The 15,019-nt window shown below is 67.1% G+C and carries 18 protein-coding genes; 9 read left to right on the top strand and 9 right to left on the bottom strand.

All coding sequences use genetic code 11. The annotated features are described in order from the left end of the window. Positions 1–76 precede the first annotated feature (76 nt). The 5 genes from FME97_RS03160 to FME97_RS03140 all read left to right on the top strand — a co-directional run bounded on the left by FME97_RS03160 (position 77) and on the right by FME97_RS03140 (position 2,892). Positions 77–649, top strand: a complete 573-nt coding sequence (locus tag FME97_RS03160; protein WP_141427832.1) for a GNAT family N-acetyltransferase — start codon at positions 77–79, stop codon at positions 647–649. 8 nt (positions 650–657) lie between these two features. After that, a complete protein-coding gene (locus FME97_RS03155) occupies positions 658–1,218 on the top strand; it encodes a Crp/Fnr family transcriptional regulator (protein WP_141427831.1) in 561 nt (186 codons plus the stop codon). Between the two features lie 53 nt (positions 1,219–1,271). Beyond that, on the top strand, positions 1,272–1,991 hold the full coding sequence (locus tag FME97_RS03150) for an SDR family NAD(P)-dependent oxidoreductase (RefSeq protein ID WP_141427830.1): 720 nt from the start codon (positions 1,272–1,274) through the stop codon (positions 1,989–1,991). A gap of 2 nt (positions 1,992–1,993) precedes the next feature. After that, the gene (locus FME97_RS03145) at positions 1,994–2,386 is read left to right on the top strand and encodes a hypothetical protein (RefSeq protein WP_141427829.1); all 393 of its coding nucleotides are present in this window, start codon (positions 1,994–1,996) and stop codon (positions 2,384–2,386) included. A 62-nt stretch (positions 2,387–2,448) separates the two neighbouring features. Further along, positions 2,449–2,892: a GNAT family N-acetyltransferase gene (locus tag FME97_RS03140; protein ID WP_141427828.1), complete on the top strand. Its 444-nt coding sequence runs from the start codon at positions 2,449–2,451 to the stop codon at positions 2,890–2,892. A gap of 111 nt (positions 2,893–3,003) precedes the next feature. Here the strand turns inward: FME97_RS03140 and FME97_RS03135 are convergent, their stop codons facing one another. The 6 genes from FME97_RS03135 to FME97_RS03110 form a co-directional block, all read right to left on the bottom strand. Beyond that, on the bottom strand, positions 3,004–4,185 hold the full coding sequence (locus FME97_RS03135; RefSeq protein ID WP_141427827.1) for a transglutaminase-like domain-containing protein: 1,182 nt from the start codon (positions 4,183–4,185) through the stop codon (positions 3,004–3,006). A 17-nt stretch (positions 4,186–4,202) separates the two neighbouring features. After that, positions 4,203–4,934, bottom strand: coding sequence for a copper homeostasis protein CutC (locus FME97_RS03130; RefSeq protein WP_141429929.1), 732 nt, complete (start codon positions 4,932–4,934; stop codon positions 4,203–4,205). Between the two features lie 135 nt (positions 4,935–5,069). Then, positions 5,070–5,648 carry a LutC/YkgG family protein gene (locus tag FME97_RS03125; protein ID WP_141427826.1) on the bottom strand — a complete coding sequence of 193 codons (579 nt, stop codon included), beginning with the start codon at positions 5,646–5,648 and terminating at the stop codon, positions 5,070–5,072. 42 nt (positions 5,649–5,690) lie between these two features. After that, complete coding sequence (locus FME97_RS03120) at positions 5,691–7,058, bottom strand: lactate utilization protein B (RefSeq protein WP_141427825.1); 1,368 nt, start codon at positions 7,056–7,058, stop codon at positions 5,691–5,693. Continuing rightward, on the bottom strand, positions 7,055–7,795 hold the full coding sequence (locus tag FME97_RS03115) for a (Fe-S)-binding protein (protein ID WP_141427824.1): 741 nt from the start codon (positions 7,793–7,795) through the stop codon (positions 7,055–7,057). The genes FME97_RS03120 and FME97_RS03115 overlap by 4 nt, the downstream gene beginning before the upstream one ends. Before the next feature lie 152 nt (positions 7,796–7,947). After that, positions 7,948–8,382, bottom strand: a complete 435-nt coding sequence (locus FME97_RS03110; protein ID WP_141427823.1) for an Hsp20/alpha crystallin family protein — start codon at positions 8,380–8,382, stop codon at positions 7,948–7,950. Positions 8,383–8,597: 215 nt separating this feature from the next. On the opposite strand from FME97_RS03110, the gene FME97_RS03105 reads away from it, so the two are divergent. Beyond that, positions 8,598–9,194 (top strand): GNAT family N-acetyltransferase, encoded by a 597-nt coding sequence (locus FME97_RS03105; protein ID WP_141427822.1) that lies wholly within the window; start codon positions 8,598–8,600, stop codon positions 9,192–9,194. A gap of 26 nt (positions 9,195–9,220) precedes the next feature. On the opposite strand, the gene FME97_RS03100 is transcribed toward FME97_RS03105, so the two are convergent. Both FME97_RS03100 and FME97_RS03095 read right to left on the bottom strand, forming a co-directional pair. Then, entirely contained in the window at positions 9,221–9,667 is a 447-nt protein-coding gene (locus FME97_RS03100) for a hypothetical protein (RefSeq protein ID WP_141427821.1), read from the bottom strand. A 13-nt stretch (positions 9,668–9,680) separates the two neighbouring features. Then, positions 9,681–10,640: a 4Fe-4S binding protein gene (locus FME97_RS03095; protein ID WP_141427820.1), complete on the bottom strand. Its 960-nt coding sequence runs from the start codon at positions 10,638–10,640 to the stop codon at positions 9,681–9,683. Between the two features lie 73 nt (positions 10,641–10,713). Here FME97_RS03095 and FME97_RS03090 point away from each other — a divergent pair, with 73 nt between their 5' ends. Next, positions 10,714–11,397: a SagB/ThcOx family dehydrogenase gene (locus FME97_RS03090; protein ID WP_141427819.1), complete on the top strand. Its 684-nt coding sequence runs from the start codon at positions 10,714–10,716 to the stop codon at positions 11,395–11,397. Between the two features lie 69 nt (positions 11,398–11,466). Here FME97_RS03090 and FME97_RS03085 read toward each other — a convergent pair whose 3' ends face one another. Further along, positions 11,467–12,030 carry an NUDIX hydrolase gene (locus tag FME97_RS03085; RefSeq protein ID WP_141427818.1) on the bottom strand — a complete coding sequence of 188 codons (564 nt, stop codon included), beginning with the start codon at positions 12,028–12,030 and terminating at the stop codon, positions 11,467–11,469. A 211-nt stretch (positions 12,031–12,241) separates the two neighbouring features. Here FME97_RS03085 and FME97_RS03080 point away from each other — a divergent pair, with 211 nt between their 5' ends. Continuing rightward, positions 12,242–13,525, top strand: a complete 1,284-nt coding sequence (locus FME97_RS03080; RefSeq protein WP_141429928.1) for an L-cysteine desulfidase family protein — start codon at positions 12,242–12,244, stop codon at positions 13,523–13,525. Next, positions 13,522–14,793 (top strand): histidine phosphatase family protein, encoded by a 1,272-nt coding sequence (locus FME97_RS03075; RefSeq protein ID WP_317129402.1) that lies wholly within the window; start codon positions 13,522–13,524, stop codon positions 14,791–14,793. The genes FME97_RS03080 and FME97_RS03075 overlap by 4 nt, the downstream gene beginning before the upstream one ends. The last annotated feature ends 226 nt before the right edge of the window (positions 14,794–15,019 follow it).

Below are 15,019 nucleotides of genomic sequence, written 5' to 3'. Positions count from 1 at the left end.
TTGAAAATCAACGGCTTGCAGAAATGCAGGCCGTTTTTTGTTTTCCGAGTCGGTCTTTTCCTTTATAATTTGTGTCATGATGGAGACGGGTCAGGATGAAGTGCGGCGGGAGGCTCCCGCCCTGTGCACGCGGAGGTTGCTGTTGCGCGCCTTCGCCGAGAGCGACGCCGGGGCGCTGTACGCCTGCTGCCGGAATCCGCTTCTGGGGGACAATGCGGGCTGGAAGCCGCACTCTTCCCCCGGGGAGTCGCGCCGGGTGCTGGAGGAGGTCTTCCTCCGCCGGCCGACGACGTGGGCCGTGACGGACGGCGGGACGGGGCGGCTCGTCGGGGCGGTCGGGTTGCTGCCCGACCCGAAGCGCGAATGCCCCGGCGTGGCGATGCTCGGTTATTGGCTCGACGAGGCGTGCTGGGGCCGGGGGCTGATGACCGAGGCGGCGCGGGCGGTCGTCGGCTACGGATTCTCGCAACTCGGGCTGGAGATGGTCACGGCGACCTGCTATCCGCATAACGAGCGGTCGCGGCGGGTGCTCGAACGGCTCGGGTTCCGTTTCGAGGGGGTGATCCACCGCGCCGTGCAGGACCATCGGGGCGTGGTTTCGGACCTCTGTTCGTTTTACCTTCCGCGCGACATCCGGCGGAACGAATAGTCGCGGAGATGCTTTTCAACCGTCACATAGCGGCCGGGGAATTCGGCCCGCTGGCCGGGTTCTTCCGCCGGGAGGGGTGTCGGCTCTGCGTCCGTGCGGGCGATGCCTTCGCCGTGCAGGGGGAGCGGAATCGTCGTTGCGGACTGGTCGAGGAGGGGGCTTTCCGCTATCTTCACGAGACGGCCGAGGGGGACCGGCACGTCGTCGGCTTCGCCTTCGCCGGAGAGTTCGTCGGGGATTATATTTCGATGCGCAACGCCGCTCCGGCCCTCGTCCGGATCGAGGCGATGTGCGACAGCCGTGTGCTGGCGGTCGGGAACGACCGGCTCGAGGCCTTCTACCGCACCGATGCCGCCTGCGAGCGGCTGGGCCGCCGTGTGGCCGAGCGCCTGCTCCTCGAGGTTTACGAACGCCTGCTCCAGCGTTATGCCGCGACGCCGCAGGAGCGTTACGAGGCGCTGCTCGCGCGCTGCCCCGGACTGTTGGACCTCGTGCCGTTGCAGGAACTGGCCTCCTTTCTGGGCGTGCGGCCCGAGACGCTGAGCCGTATCCGGCGCCGGATCCGATGATTTCTTGATTCGGATCAAGCCGCATGCCGGCGTGCGGAGCTATCTTTGCGGCGATGAAACGGGCTATTGTGATCGGCGCGACCTCGGGAATCGGGCGCGGCCTCGCGGAGCGGCTGGCGTCCGCGGGATATACGGTGGGTCTGGTCGGCCGCCGGGAGAATCTGTTGGATGAGATCGCAGCGGGGAATCCCGCGGCATTCCGCCGTGCGGCGGCCGATCTGACGCGCACGGCGGAGGCGGTAGCCGCGCTGGAGCGCCTCGCCGCGGAGCTGGGCGGCATGGATCTGTGCATCGTCTGCGCCGGTACGGGGGAGCTGAATCCTGCACTGGCCTATGCGCTCGAGGAGCCTGCGATCCGCACGAACGTCGCAGGATGGACCGCGTCGGTCGATTGGGCCTGCGGATTCTTCGAGCGGCAGGGTGCCGGACATCTGGTCTGCGTCACGTCGGTCGGAGGGCTGCGCGGCAGCGGCGCCGCCCCGGCTTACAGCGCTTCGAAAGCCTACCAGATCAACTATGCCGAGGGGCTTCGGCAGCGTTTCGCCCGGTTGCGGATTCCGGTCCGCGTCACCGACGTCCGGCCCGGTCTCACGGCGACGGCGATGGCCCGGGGCGAAGGCCTTTTCTGGGTGATGCCCGTCGAACGGGTCGTCGAGCAGATTCTGCGGGCGATCCGCCGCCGGAAGGCCGTGGCGGTCGTCACGCGCCGCTGGCGGCTCGTCGCATGGATTCTGCGGCGGCTTCCCGATCGGATTTATCTCAACATGCGATAGGTATGAATGGCTGGTTTGTGGCTGCGGGGACGCTTCTGGCCGCGGCTTCGTTCGTCCATACGGTTTCGGGCAGCCGCTTCTACGCGCAGGCCCGGCCTTGCCGGGAATCCGGCGGCGGGGCTTACGGCGCATGGCTCCTGGGCCGCTGCGGTTTTCAGCTCGTTACGACGGACCTCGTGCTGGGGGCGGCGGCATTTCTGTCGCTGGGGTTCGGGGCGCTTCCGCGCTCGCTGCCGCTGGAACTCTTTCTGACGGCCGTTTACGGCGGCTGGAGCGTGGCATGGCCCGCGGCGCTGCGGTGCGAACGGGCTTCGGCCCGGTATTGGCGGAGGCTGTGCCATTGGGTGCTTTTCTGCACGGTCGCTGCGCTGGCCGGAATCGGTGCGGCGCACTGACCTGTTGCGGAAGTCGCGATTTTGCGTATCTTTGCCCCATACAACCAAACACTCTTGTACCGATGTACGACGTCGAATTTTTGCCGAATCCCTCTGCCGCCGACCTGGATGCGCTGACCGACCTTTGGGAGACGTCGGTGCGCGCCACGCACGACTTTCTCGCTCCGGACGAGATCTGTTTCTACCGCTCGCTGGTGCGGGGCGGGGCGTTGTCTGCGGTGCGGCTCTGGGTCGTCCGCCGTCCCGGCGGCGGTTTCGCCGCCTTCGCGGGCGTTGCGGACGGGATGCTCGAGATGCTTTTCGTCGCGTCCGACCTGCGGGGCCGGGGGCTGGGGCGGTGTCTCGTGGAACATGCCGTCGCCCGCTGCGGCGTGCGGCGTGTCGATGTCAATGAGGAGAATACGCAGGCCGCGGGCTTCTATGCGCGGCTCGGATTCCGCGTCGTGTCGCGCGATCCGCTCGATGCGTCGGGACGGCCGCATCCGATTCTCCACCTCGCTTTGTGAATGTGCGGCGGTTCTTCGGCCTCCGGATGGCCGGTGCGGGCGGACGGGCCGGTCGAAACGACGGACACCTCCGGAGAGGTGTCCGTCGTGCGTGTTCCGTCCGTTCCGGAATCACTCCATGTAGCCCGTCACGGTCACGGGGTCGTCGGCCACCGCGGCCGTGACCTCCGTCGTCTCGCCGCGTGCGTTCGCATAGCGGAACGTGTAGGTGCGGTTCTTCTTCAGCAGGAACCGCAGGGCGTCGTTCATGTCCTGCAACGGTCCGGCCGTGCGTCCGCCGCCCATCTGCTCCGTACCGCAGAAGACATCGACGTTGGCCGCCACGCGGTCGCCCGAAGCGGCGGCGTGGCGCGGGTCGCGGAACATGCGGAACGTGACGGTCGTATGCGTGCCCTCTTCGGCCGCCTTGCCGGCGAAGGAGGCGTAGGCGTCGCGGTAGCGTTGCGTGACGTCCGTGGCGTGGACCTCGCGCGAGGTTTCGTTCCACACCATCGGGAACCAGTCGCCCGTCGGGGCGAACGATACGGCATAGACGGCATGCTGCCGGTCGCCCGGCGTGGCCTGTCCCGCGTCGGCGAGGAACCAGGCGCGGTCGAGCGCCGCGGGCTGGTAGAACTCCGTGAAGTGCCACTCGCCGTCGATCCACACCTCCGTCCAACTGTGGTTGCCGCGGTCGTCGTGCCAGGCCGCCGTGCCGGCGAAACGGGCCGGGATGCCCACGGCGCGGAGCGCATCGACGAGCAGCACCGAAAGTCCCGTGCAGGAGGCCATGCCCTGACGCATCGACTCCGCGGGGCTTTGGTTGGTCTTCTCGCGCAGCGTGTTGTACTCCACGCCCACGACTCCGGGCAGGATGCGGTTCACCGTGTCGAGTGCGGCGCGCAGGTCGCGGCAGCCGGCCACGCGGGGCGCGAAGCGTTCGTAGAGATCGCGCCGCCAGCCGTCGCGCACCTCGTCCACCACGGCGTAAGGCAGCACCTCGTTCCGGAAGACCGAGTCGGGCAGCGCCTTCGTCCACGGGAACTCCTCCCGGGCGCGGCAGGCGTATGCGACGTTCTCGCGCAGCAGGTCGAGACGCATCGTGTCGCGGTCGCCGCAAGGCATCCGGGCGATGAGCCAGGCCATCGCGGCGCGTTCGCCGCGGGGAGTCGAAGCGAGAAGCTGCCGGAGCGAATCGGCGCGGGGCGTCGTGGCCAGCGCGGCGTCGAGCCGCCGCTGTTCGTCGTCCGGGATTCCGGCATCGCTGCAAGCGATGCCGGCGATGCAGAGCATCGTCAGAAGCAGTTTTTTCATGGTATCGTGTCGTTTTTTCAGGCGAGTCGCCGCAGGATTTCGCGTATCGTTTCCTCGTCGGTTCCGACCGAGGCGTATTCGGGGATTCCGGCGATGCCTCCCATCGAGACCGCGCCGTTGCGGAAGCGCATCCGGCTTTCGACCGTGCGCCGTGCGCTGAAGTGTACGGCATCGACTCCCGCGGCGGCGATCTTCAGGACGTTCGCGGGCCTTACGCCGCTGCCGGCCATCACCTCGATCCGCCCTGCGGCCGCTGCGACCAGCGTGCGGATCGTCTCCAGCCCCTCCGGAGCCGTGTTGCGGCCGCCCGATGTGAGCACCCGGCGGCATCCGGCCCGGACGAGCGCCTCGAGCGCCTCGGTGCAGTCGCGCGTCATGTCGAAGGCGCGGTGGAAGGTCACCTCCATTCCGCCGGCCTCCGCGACCAGACGGGCCGTGCGCTCCTCGTCCACCCGTCCGTCCGGGGTCAGCAGTCCCGCGACGACGCAGTCCGCACCGCATTCACGGGCGAAGCGGACCTCCTCGAGCATCTGGCGGAACTCTTCGTCCGTGTAGAGGAAATCCCCGCCGCGGGGGCGGATCATCACGCTCAGCCGCAGGTTCGGGACACGCCGCGCCAGCCGGATCGCCGCGGCGGAGGGGGTCGTGCCGCCCTCGTAGGGCGAGGCGCAGAGTTCGGCGCGCGTCACTCCGGCCCGGGCTGCGGTCCGGCAGGCTTCGGGCGAGAAGGCGCAGAGTTCGGTTTCGATCATCTTCGGTCCGTTTTGCAGGCCCGGCACCGGCCGGGCGTAGCGAAGATAGCGATTTTCGCCCGAACCGCCAAAGAAATCGGCGCCGGTCCGCAAACGGAACCGCCCGTCCTGCGAAGGACGGACGTCGGGGTGTCAGCGCAGCAGTACCGTGACGGACATCGGGCCGTGCGCGCCGAAGACGAGCGCCTGCTCGATGTCGGCCGTTTTCGACGGGCCCGACATGAAACATCCGTAGCCGAAGTCGTCCACCTCGGGCCGCAGCACGGCTTCGTGCATCGTCGCGACGATGGCATCCCGCGGGATGACGATCATCAGCGCCGTGGCCCCGAAGTAGAGTGCCTTGTGGCGGATGTTCTGCGCAATCCACACCGCGCCGTTCTCGGCGACGCCGAATGCGCCCGTCACGACGCCCAGATCCGCATCCACCAGCTCGCGCGGGTCCTCGATGCGGTCGGGATTCATCGTGGCGACGCTCAGACCGGGGATCGCCGAGACGATCGTCCGTGCTTCGGGATAGCAGCGCCGCACGGCCTCGTCGAGCGTCTCGCCGGGCTGCATGACGACGGCCCGGCCTCCGGCCGCTTCGAGTCGCTCGGCGAACATGGCTTCGGGGTCGTCGAAACGCTGGGGCGTGAATCCGGTTTCGGGGTAGGGTGTCTCGTCCGGCCGTCCGGCCGCGAGTCTTTTCAGTATCTCTTCCTTGCTGTCCATCGTGTTGTCGTTTTTATTCGGGACGCGCAGGCTCTCCGCACGTCATTCGCCGCGGCCCTTTTTCCACCACGCGTTGAATGTCTGCGGCGCGAAGGGCGGCATGGCCCGGCCCGGGGCGCTCCACGGGTTGAGCCCGTTCTCGACGACGAAGCGCGGCAGTTTCCCGGCTGCGCGTGCCAGCGCGATGCCGCCGTAGAAACGCCTTGTCCCGTTCATTACGAAATCCATGCCTTTCACGGCGAATTTCTTCGTGCGGTCGGCCAGCCCCAGCGCGTCGAGCTGCTGCCGCCACATGTAGATCTGCTCCCCGAGGTCGATCTTCGCCGGACAGACCTCCGAGCAGGAGTAGCACAGCGAGCAGGCCGAGACGTTGCCGCGGTGGAGCTCCGGCGAGCGCAGCATCGAGAGGTTGATGCCCAGCGGTCCGGGGATGAAGTACGAGTAGGAGTAGCCTCCCGAACGGCGGTAAACGGGGCAGGTGTTCATGCAGGCGCCGCAGCGCAGGCATTTGAGCATGTTGCGGTGCCGCGCGTCGGCGAGCCACTCCGAGCGGCCGTTGTCCACCAGGATGACGTGGATGCGTTTGCCCGGTGCGGGACGGCGGTAGAGCGACGTGTAGGTCGTCACGGGCTGCCCCGTGCCCGAGCGGGCCAGCAGGCGCGTGAAGACCGCCAGCGCCCGCATGTCGGGAATCACCTTCTCGATGCCCATGATGGCGATGTGCAGGTCGGCGAACGACGTGCCCAGATCGGCGTTGCCTTCGTTCGTGCAGACGGCCAGCGCTCCGGTGGAGGCTACGGCGAAATTGACGCCCGTCATCGAGACGTCGGCCCCGAGGAACTTCGCGCGCAGCGCCTGCCGTGCGGCGTGCGTCAGATAGGTCGGGTCGCTGTCGCCCGGCCGGGTCCCCAGCTCGCGTTCGAACAGCGCGCCGACCTCCTCGCGCCGTACACCGATGGCCGGCAGCACGATGTGGCTGGGCGGCAGACCGAGCAACTGCATGATCCGTTCGCCGAGGTCGCTCTCGACGGCGTCGATGCCGCGTTCGCGCAGGAAGGGCGTCAGGCCGCACTCCTCGGAGAGCATCGACTTGCTCTTGATGAGGTTCCGTCCGCCGTGTTCGCGGACGAGACGCCATACGGTGTCGTTCATCTCGGCGGCGTCGCGCGCCCAGTGCACCGCGATGCCGTTGGCCGTGGCGTTGCGCTCGAATTCGAGCAGGTAGTCGCCCAGACGGCTCAGCGTGTGGCGTTTGATTTCGGAGGAGAGCTGCCGCAGCTCCTCCCATTCGGGGACCGTCTCCATCATCCGGTCGCGTTTTTCGCGTACGGCGTAGAGCGCCCTGTCGTGCCACGCCATGCGGTCGGCGTCGGCGACGAATCGCTTTGCGGCTAAGGAGTGCGTGCTCATGCTTTCGAATTGAGGATTTCCACGATATGAACGGTTTTCACGGGGAGCTTCTCGCGGTCGATGATCCCCTGCATGTGCATCAGGCACGAGGAGTCGGCGCCGGTGATGTACTCCGCGCCGGTGGCCATGTGGCGCTGCACCTTCGCGCGGCCCATCGCCACCGAAACGGCCCCCTCCTCGGCCGAGAACATGCCGCCGAATCCGCAGCATTCGTCCCGCCGCTCGGGCTCGGCGACTTCGACGCCCTCGACCAGCGAAAGCAGATCGCGCAGCTTCGAACTGTAAGGGACGTGCAGCTCGCTGGGCGACGAGAGACCCATTTTCCGCACGCCGTGGCAGGAGTTGTGGAGGCTCACGCGGTGGGGGAAGCGTGCGTCGAGGCGCGTGGGCCGCACCACGTCGTGCAGGAACTCGCAAATCTCCCAGATGCGCGCATCGACGCAGGCGTGTTCGCGGTAATCCTTCAGCAGGCGCGGGTAGCCTTCCCGAACGAAGACCACGCAGCTGGCCGACGGGCCGACAACGTAGTCGTAGCGCCCGAACAGGGCGTTCATGCGTTCGGCCAGTGCGGCCGCATCCCGTTCGAAACCGGCGTTGGCCATCGGCTGCCCGCAGCAGGTCTGGTCGAGTGGGTAGTCCACCTCGCACCCCACGCGCCGCAGCAGCTCGCAGGAGGCGCGCCCGACCTGCGGATAGACGGCGTTGATATAGCAGGGAATGAACAGTCCGACTTTCATTCGTGTCTTTGAGTTTGTGTGTTTGGAATCGGGGGTAAAGATAGCGGATTTTTCGTTATCCTGTTTCCTCCGCCGCATTTCGTGCGCCGGGACGCGAAAAAGGCGGGACCGGCTTTCTGCCGGCCCCGCCCCGCATCCGATCGGCCGCGGCCTTACTCGATTTCGATCTGTCGTGCGGCGGGCGTTGCGTGAACCTCCTTTTTCTTCGGGATTTCCACCGTCAGCACGCCGTGCTCGACTTTGGCCGCGATCTTCTCCTTCTCGACGTTGTCGGGAAGGATCAGGCTTTGCTGGAACTGGCTGTACGAGAACTCGCGGCGCAGGTACGTGCCCTTGCGTTTCTTGTCCTCCTCCTTGTTCTCGGCCTTCTTCTCCATCGAGATGATCAGTTCGTTGTCCTCGTTGATATGGACCTTGAAGTCCTGTTTGGTCATACCCGGGGCGGCCACTTCCACCTTGAAGTCGTCCTCCGTCTCGAGGATATTGACGGCCGGAGCCGTCGCGTTCGATTTATCGACCCATTCGTTGCCGAAAAAGTCGTTGAAAATACTCGGTAACCAATTCTGATTTCTTCTGACTGGCATCATAATTTTGTCCTCCTTATTGTTTTTTGGTTCAACATGCTTTTTTTGACCCCGCCCCTTGCGGAGCGGCTTCGTTCTCGATAAGGTCAAATCCCGTGCCAGGGCGGAAAACGGCATGAAATGTCACCGATTGTCATGAAATGTCACGAATTGTCACCCGTTCGGAAATTTTGTCGTGTCCGGATGACGCCCCGCGACAATTTCGTATCTTTGCCGTCATGAACGAGCAGTTGTTGTTCCGCCGGGCCGCGGCGGCGGACATTCCCCGCATCATGCGGATCATCGCCCGGGCGCAGGCGCAGATGCGGGCGGCCGGCAGCCTGCAATGGCAGGACGGTTATCCCGCCGAATCGGATATCGCCCGGGACATCGGGCGGGGGGACGGATACGTGTTGTCGCTTCCGGCGGCGGATCCGGCCGCCGGATCCGCCGGGAGTGCGCTGCCGGATCGGGATTCCCTTCCGGACATGCTGCCGGGCGGCTCCGCGGCAGGGGAGGCGGTCGCCTATGGTGCCGCGGTGTTCGACGGCGAACCGGCCTATGCCGGAATCGAAGGGCGCTGGCTCACCGACGGCGCATACGTCGTGCTGCACCGTCTGGCGGTGGCCGGCGGGATGCAGGGCCGGGGGCTGGCGACGGCGTTTCTGCGGCGTGTGGGCGAACTGGCGCGGCGGCGCGGGGTGTGCGCTTTCCGTGTGGACACCAATTTCGACAACCGCCGCATGCTGCGTCTGCTGGAGAAGGAGGGCTTCCGTTTCTGCGGAACGGTCCGTTATGCCGGCGGCGAGCGGCTGGCCTTCGAGAAACGGCTCTGACCGGACGGAATCCGCCCTGCCGCCCGTCACCGGACGGCGGAGAACCGGATGCGTTCGCTGTAATCCCCCGATGTCACCAGATCGGGGTCGATGAAACTCTTTCGGACGGTTAGCGTGCCGTGCGTCAGCTCCTCGACGGCCCAGTAGCAGGAACGGAGGTTTTCGGCCGCGATGTAGAGCACGTTGTAATTCGGCCCGACGTATTCCCACAGGAAGAACGTCTCGCTGCGCTCCTCGCTTCCGTCTCCGTGCGTCCGCAGCAGTTCCGTGCGGCCGTTCCCGATCGGGCGGAACGTCCATGTCTCCTTTATCGTTCCCGGGCCGTCCGGGTGTTCCGTCTCCCAGCCGTGCGCCGTGAGCGCGAGAATCGCCTCCCCGGGGTCGGGACCGTAGGTTCCGCTCTTCTCGAAACAGCCCGTCAGCAGCACGGCGGCGCCGAGCAGGAGGCGGAGGCGTATCGGGAGCGTTTTCATCGTCGGTCGTGTCTCAAAGCAGGGTGACGGGCGGTTTCCGGCGTGCGAAGTTGCGCGAAAGGGCCGCCGCGAAAGGCGTTTCGAAGGTGCGCGCACCGACCGGACACCCCTTTACGCAGGCACAGCAGCGGATGCAGCGGGCCGCGTCGGTGCGGAGTTCGTCGCCGCGGGCGATGGCTCCGGTGGGGCAGACCGCCGCGCAGCGGCCGCAGTGCGTGCAGCGGTCCGCGCTGCCTGCGGGCAGCAGGACGACGGGGTGTTTCTTCTGGCGCCGCCGGTAGGCGAGAACGAAACGGATGAAACGCAGCAGCGGGACGAGCGGCGTGCCGGGGGCCTTGAGCCGTGCGGCATCGACCGGCAGGGGTCCCTGCCCGGCGAGTTTGCGCCGGACGGCCCGGCCGAACGCCTCCGCTGCGGCGAGGTCCTGCCCGTCGGGGCGGCCTGCCGCGATGGGCGTGCGTTCCGTGCTGTACGAATGCTCCCCGACGAAGGCCGCCGCGGCCACCGGGACGAATCCCCGGGCGCGCACGAAATCCGCCAGCTCCGCCGCGGCCTTTTCGAAGGCCCGGTTGCCGTAAACGGCGATCACTACCGCAGGCGTGCCTTCGCCCCGGATGCCCTCCATGCGTTCGAGCGCCGTGCGGGGGATGCGTCCGCCGTAAACCGGTGCGGCGAATACGGCCACGGTATCCGCTGACAGCGTTTCGGGGCGCGGTGCGGCGTGCGTCAGGTCGAGGGCGCGTACGGGTATGGGACCGTTCTCCGGCGTCGCGGCGACGCGGTTCGCTTCCGCGGCATGGTTCGCCGGGTCCGTCGAGCCGCTGCTGTCGGCCGTTGCCGTGGCGCGGTCCGTCGCCGTGCTGTCGGCCGTCGCCGCAAAGGGAGCCGCGATTCCCCGCGCCACGGCTGTGGCCGTTTTCCGCGAGGTGCCTGTCGGCGAGAAAAAGAGGGTGCAGATGCGTTCGGGTTGCATATCCGTTCGGTGTGTGCAGGCAAAGGTAGGAAAAATTCGTATATTTGTCCGTAATGTAAATATCGAAATACGGATGAAAACGAAAATGCTGGCCTGCGCGGCGCTGCTGTTGGCGGCGTGCGGAGGCACCCGGAACCCGGAGGCGGAGAAGACCGCCGAAACCCGTACCGAAGTGCGGTACGGCGAAGAGATCGCGCTCGTGCAGGTGCCGCCGAAGGGCGGCCTGACGATCGACGAAGCGCTGCGGAACCGCCGTTCGTGGCGCGAGTACAATCCCGGCGCGCTGTCGCTCGAGGAGCTTTCGGGTATCGTATGGGCCGCCGCGGGCGAGAATAGGCCGGAGGAGGGGCGTCTGACGGCACCTTCGGCGCTGGCGCTCTACCCGGTCCGCCTCTACGTCTTCTTCGCCGAGGGGGTCTATCGTTACGATGCGGAGGCGCACAGGCTCGTGCGCGTGCTGGAGGGCGATCGCCGCAGACTCTCGGGGGCGCAGCCCTTCGTCTATTCGGCGCCGCTGAATCTGGTCTATGTCGCCGACCGGGCGGTTTACGAGGGGCGGAGTATCCCGGCCGAACAGGTCCGCTACCTCTGCGGGCAGGATGCCGCGGGGTGTGCCGAGAACGTGAACCTCTATGCGGCCGGGCACGGGTTGCGTTCGATCACGCGCGGCAGCGCGCCCGCCGGGGAGCTGCTCGAAGCCCTCGGGCTCGATCCGGAACGCTACTTCCTGGCGCTGGCGCAGACCGTCGGACGGTAGGGCGTTCGCCGGAAACGGGAAAGGCCCGCCGGACGTAAAGCCGGCGGGCCTTCGCGGTTCACGGAGCCGTTATCCGACGATGCCCTCTTCGGCGAACCAGCGCCAGAGCGGTGCGGCCATCAACGCCTGCCGGATGCGGTCGGTGCGGAGCAGCTCCAGCACCTCGTCGCGGGAGAAGAGGTGCACGCGGATATCCTCCGTCGGGTCGGGCCGCTGCGCGCCGAGCCGTTCGACGTCCGTGGCGAGGAAGCAGTGCGTCAGGTTGTTCTGCGTGGCGGGATTGGCGCAGAGGGTCGTCAGCAGCCGCCACTGGCCGCCGCCGTAGCCGGTCTCTTCGAGCAGTTCGCGCTGCGCCGCGGCGAGCATCGTCTCGTCCGAGGGTTCCGCCACGCCGGCCGGGATTTCGTAGGAGGTCTCGCCCAGCCCGTGACGGTACTGGTCGATCATCACGAAGCGTCCCTCGCGGTCGATGGCCGTGACATTGACCCAGTCGGGGTATTCGAACACGTAGTAGTCGGGGATCGTGCGCCCGTCGGGCAGCGAGATCGTTTCGTGGCGCACGGTGAACCACGGCTTGCGGGCGAGGTATTCGCTCCGCACGACCCGCCATTTGCGGTTTTTCGGATTTTCCATCGCTGTTGTCGTTCGTTCGGAGCAAAAATAGCGAAAAATCGTTATCTTTGTTTCGCAATCGGATACCTCGCCGTACCGACGGCCGCCGTTTCCGGCGGTGTCTGCCGGTCGGGGCCGTCGGGACCCGGGAAGGGGACGGCCGGAATGCGGGAAGTGGGCGGTTGTCATTTGTTTTCCAAAACGAACCGGAATTTTTATGGAATCCCCTGCAATGCCCCGGGAAGAACGGGCGCGGATCGTCGCCCTGATGAACCGGGAGGTCGTACCCGCCATCGGGTGCACCGAACCGATCGCCGTGGCGCTCTGTACGGCGCGCGCCGCCGAGACGCTGGGCGTGCGGCCCGAGCGGATCGACGTGCGGCTGAGTGCCAATATCCTGAAAAACGCGATGGGCGTGGGCATTCCCGGCACGGGGATGATCGGCCTGCCGATCGCCGTGGCCCTCGGAGCGCTCGTGGGCCGTTCGGAGTACCGGCTCGAGGTGTTGCGCGACGTGACGCCCGAGGCCGTGGAACAGGGGCGGCGCTATATCGACGAGCGGCGTATCGCGATCGCGCTGAAGGAGGCGATCGGCGAAAAACTCTATATCGAGGTCGAGGTCGCGGCGGCGGGCCATTCGGCTGCGGCGGTCATAGCCGGAGGCCATACGCGTTTCGTCAGCGTGACCCGCGACGGCGAGACGCTGCTCGACCGCCGCACGCCGTCCGCGGACGCCGCGGGCGAGGAGGAAGTTCCGCTGACGTTCCGCCGGGTCTGGGATTTCGCCATGACCGCGCCGGCGGAGGAGCTGCGCTTCATTCTCGAGACGAGCCGCGTGAACAAGGCCGCCGCCGAGCGTTCGCTCGCGGGCGAGTTCGGTCATTGCGTGGGACGGACGCTCCGCTGCGACCGCGAACGCCGCGTGATGGGCGACAGCATCTTCACCCGCGTCCTCTCCTACACCTCGGCGGCGTGCGACGCCCGCATGGCCGGGGCCATGATTCCGGTGATGAGCAACTCGGGCAGCGGCAACCAGGGCATCGCCGCGACGCTGCCCGTGGCGGTCTATGCCGAGGAGACGCACGCTTCGGAGGAGCGGATGATCCGCGCGCTGACGCTGAGCCACCTGACGGTGATCTACATCAAGCAGAGCCTCGGACGGCTGTCGGCCCTCTGCGGCTGCGTGGCCGCCGCGACGGGTTCGAGCTGCGGCGTGACCTACCTGATGGGCGGCGGATACGCCGAGGCGGCCGCCGCGGTGAAGAACATGATCGCCAACCTGACGGGCATGATCTGCGACGGTGCGAAGCCGAGCTGCGCGATGAAGCTCACGAGCGGCGTCTCGACGGCTCTGCTCTCGGCGATGATGGCCATGGACGGTCACTGCGTGACACCGGTGGAGGGGATCATCGAGGAGGACGTGGACAAGTGCATCCGCAATCTGACGGCCATCGGCCGCGACGGCATGAATGAAACCGACCGGCTCGTGCTGGGAATAATGACGCATAAATCGTGAAAGGAAACCGTTTTTCATCGAAGCTCCTCGCTTCGGCATTGTGTGTGCTGACTGCGGGCGCCGCGGCCGCGCAGACCGCGCCGGAGGAAATCGCCGACTGCCCCGAACGGGCCGCCGGCGTCTATCATTCGTACGAATACCGTCCCGCGGAGGCCGAGCCCGTTCCGGAGGGATACGTACCGTTCTATATCAGCCATTACGGCCGCCACGGCAGCCGCTACCACTCCTCCGAAGCGCATTACACGGCGCCGCTCGTCCCGTTGCGCGAGGCTGCGGCGGCGGGGACGCTGACGGCGGCGGGCCGGGCCGTCCTGGCGAAGGGCGAGGCGCTGGCCGCCGATGCCGCAGGGCGCTACGGCGACCTGTCGCCGCGCGGGGTGCGCGAACACCGGGCGATCGCCGAACGCATGTATGCGGCCTATCCCGAGGTATTCTCGACGGCGGACGGCCGCGAATGCCGGGTGGAGAGCCGTTCGACGCTCGTGCCGCGCTGCATCCTGAGCATGGCCGCCTTCAACGAGCGGCTCAAGGAGCTCGATCCCCGGATCCGCATGGTCCGTACGGCGAGCGCCCGCGACCTGAGCTATCTGGCCAACGGGGAGCGGGACAAAGATATGGACAAGGCGGCGCGCGAGGTGGCGGACAGCGCCAAGCGGGCCTGGCTGCATCCCGAGCGGCTTCTTTCGGCGCTCTTTACGGACGAAGCCCCGCAGGTCGCCGATCCGCAGCGGTTCATGTGGGACCTCTTCATGCTGACCTCCATCGCGCAGGACATCGACCGTCCCGAGTGGGCGTTCTACGATATTTTCACGCCCGGGGAGCTCTATGCGCTCTGGGAGAGTCTGAACGCCTACTGTTACCTGACGATGGGGCCTTCGCTGCGTTTCGGCGATCCGGTCGTGGCCTCGGCCCGGCCGCTGCTCCGCGATTTCGTGGAGACGGCCCGGCGGGTGATCGACGGGAAGGAGCCGCTGGCGGCCTCGCTGCGTTTCGGGCACGACGTCTATCTGACGCCCCTCGCCGCCCTGTTGCAGGTGGAGGGCGCCTCGGCGCGGGTGGCCTCCGTGGACGAGGTGCGCTCGTGCTGGAGCATCGAGAAGGTTTCGCCGATGGCGGGCAACGTGCAGTTCGTCTTCTTCCGCAATGCCGCGGGCGATGTCCGGGTGCGGGTGCTTTACAACGAGCGCGACGCCCGGCTGCCGCTCGACGGCGGTCCCTATTACGAGTGGGAGGCGCTGAAACGCTATTGCGAGCGGCTGTACGAGTGATTTGACGGTGCGAGCCCCGTGCGTTCCGATACGACCGGCCCCTGCGGCACATTCGGCTGCCGCAGGGGCCGGCCGTTTCTTTGCATCGCCGGACCCCGGGACCCGGCTTTTCATCCCGGAGGGCGACCCGCCCGGCTTTGCGCCTCTGCGGCGGCTGTCCTGTGTTCATGACGGCTCGCCGCGTCTGTCGGGGAGGGCCCGGCGCCGGGTTTGTGCTTTTTCCGAA

Source organism: Alistipes dispar, from assembly GCF_006542685.1.
GTDB lineage: Bacteria > Bacteroidota > Bacteroidia > Bacteroidales > Rikenellaceae > Alistipes > Alistipes dispar.
The sequence above is the reverse complement of the archived record's forward strand: the minus strand, read 5'-3'. Positions and strand labels throughout refer to the sequence as shown.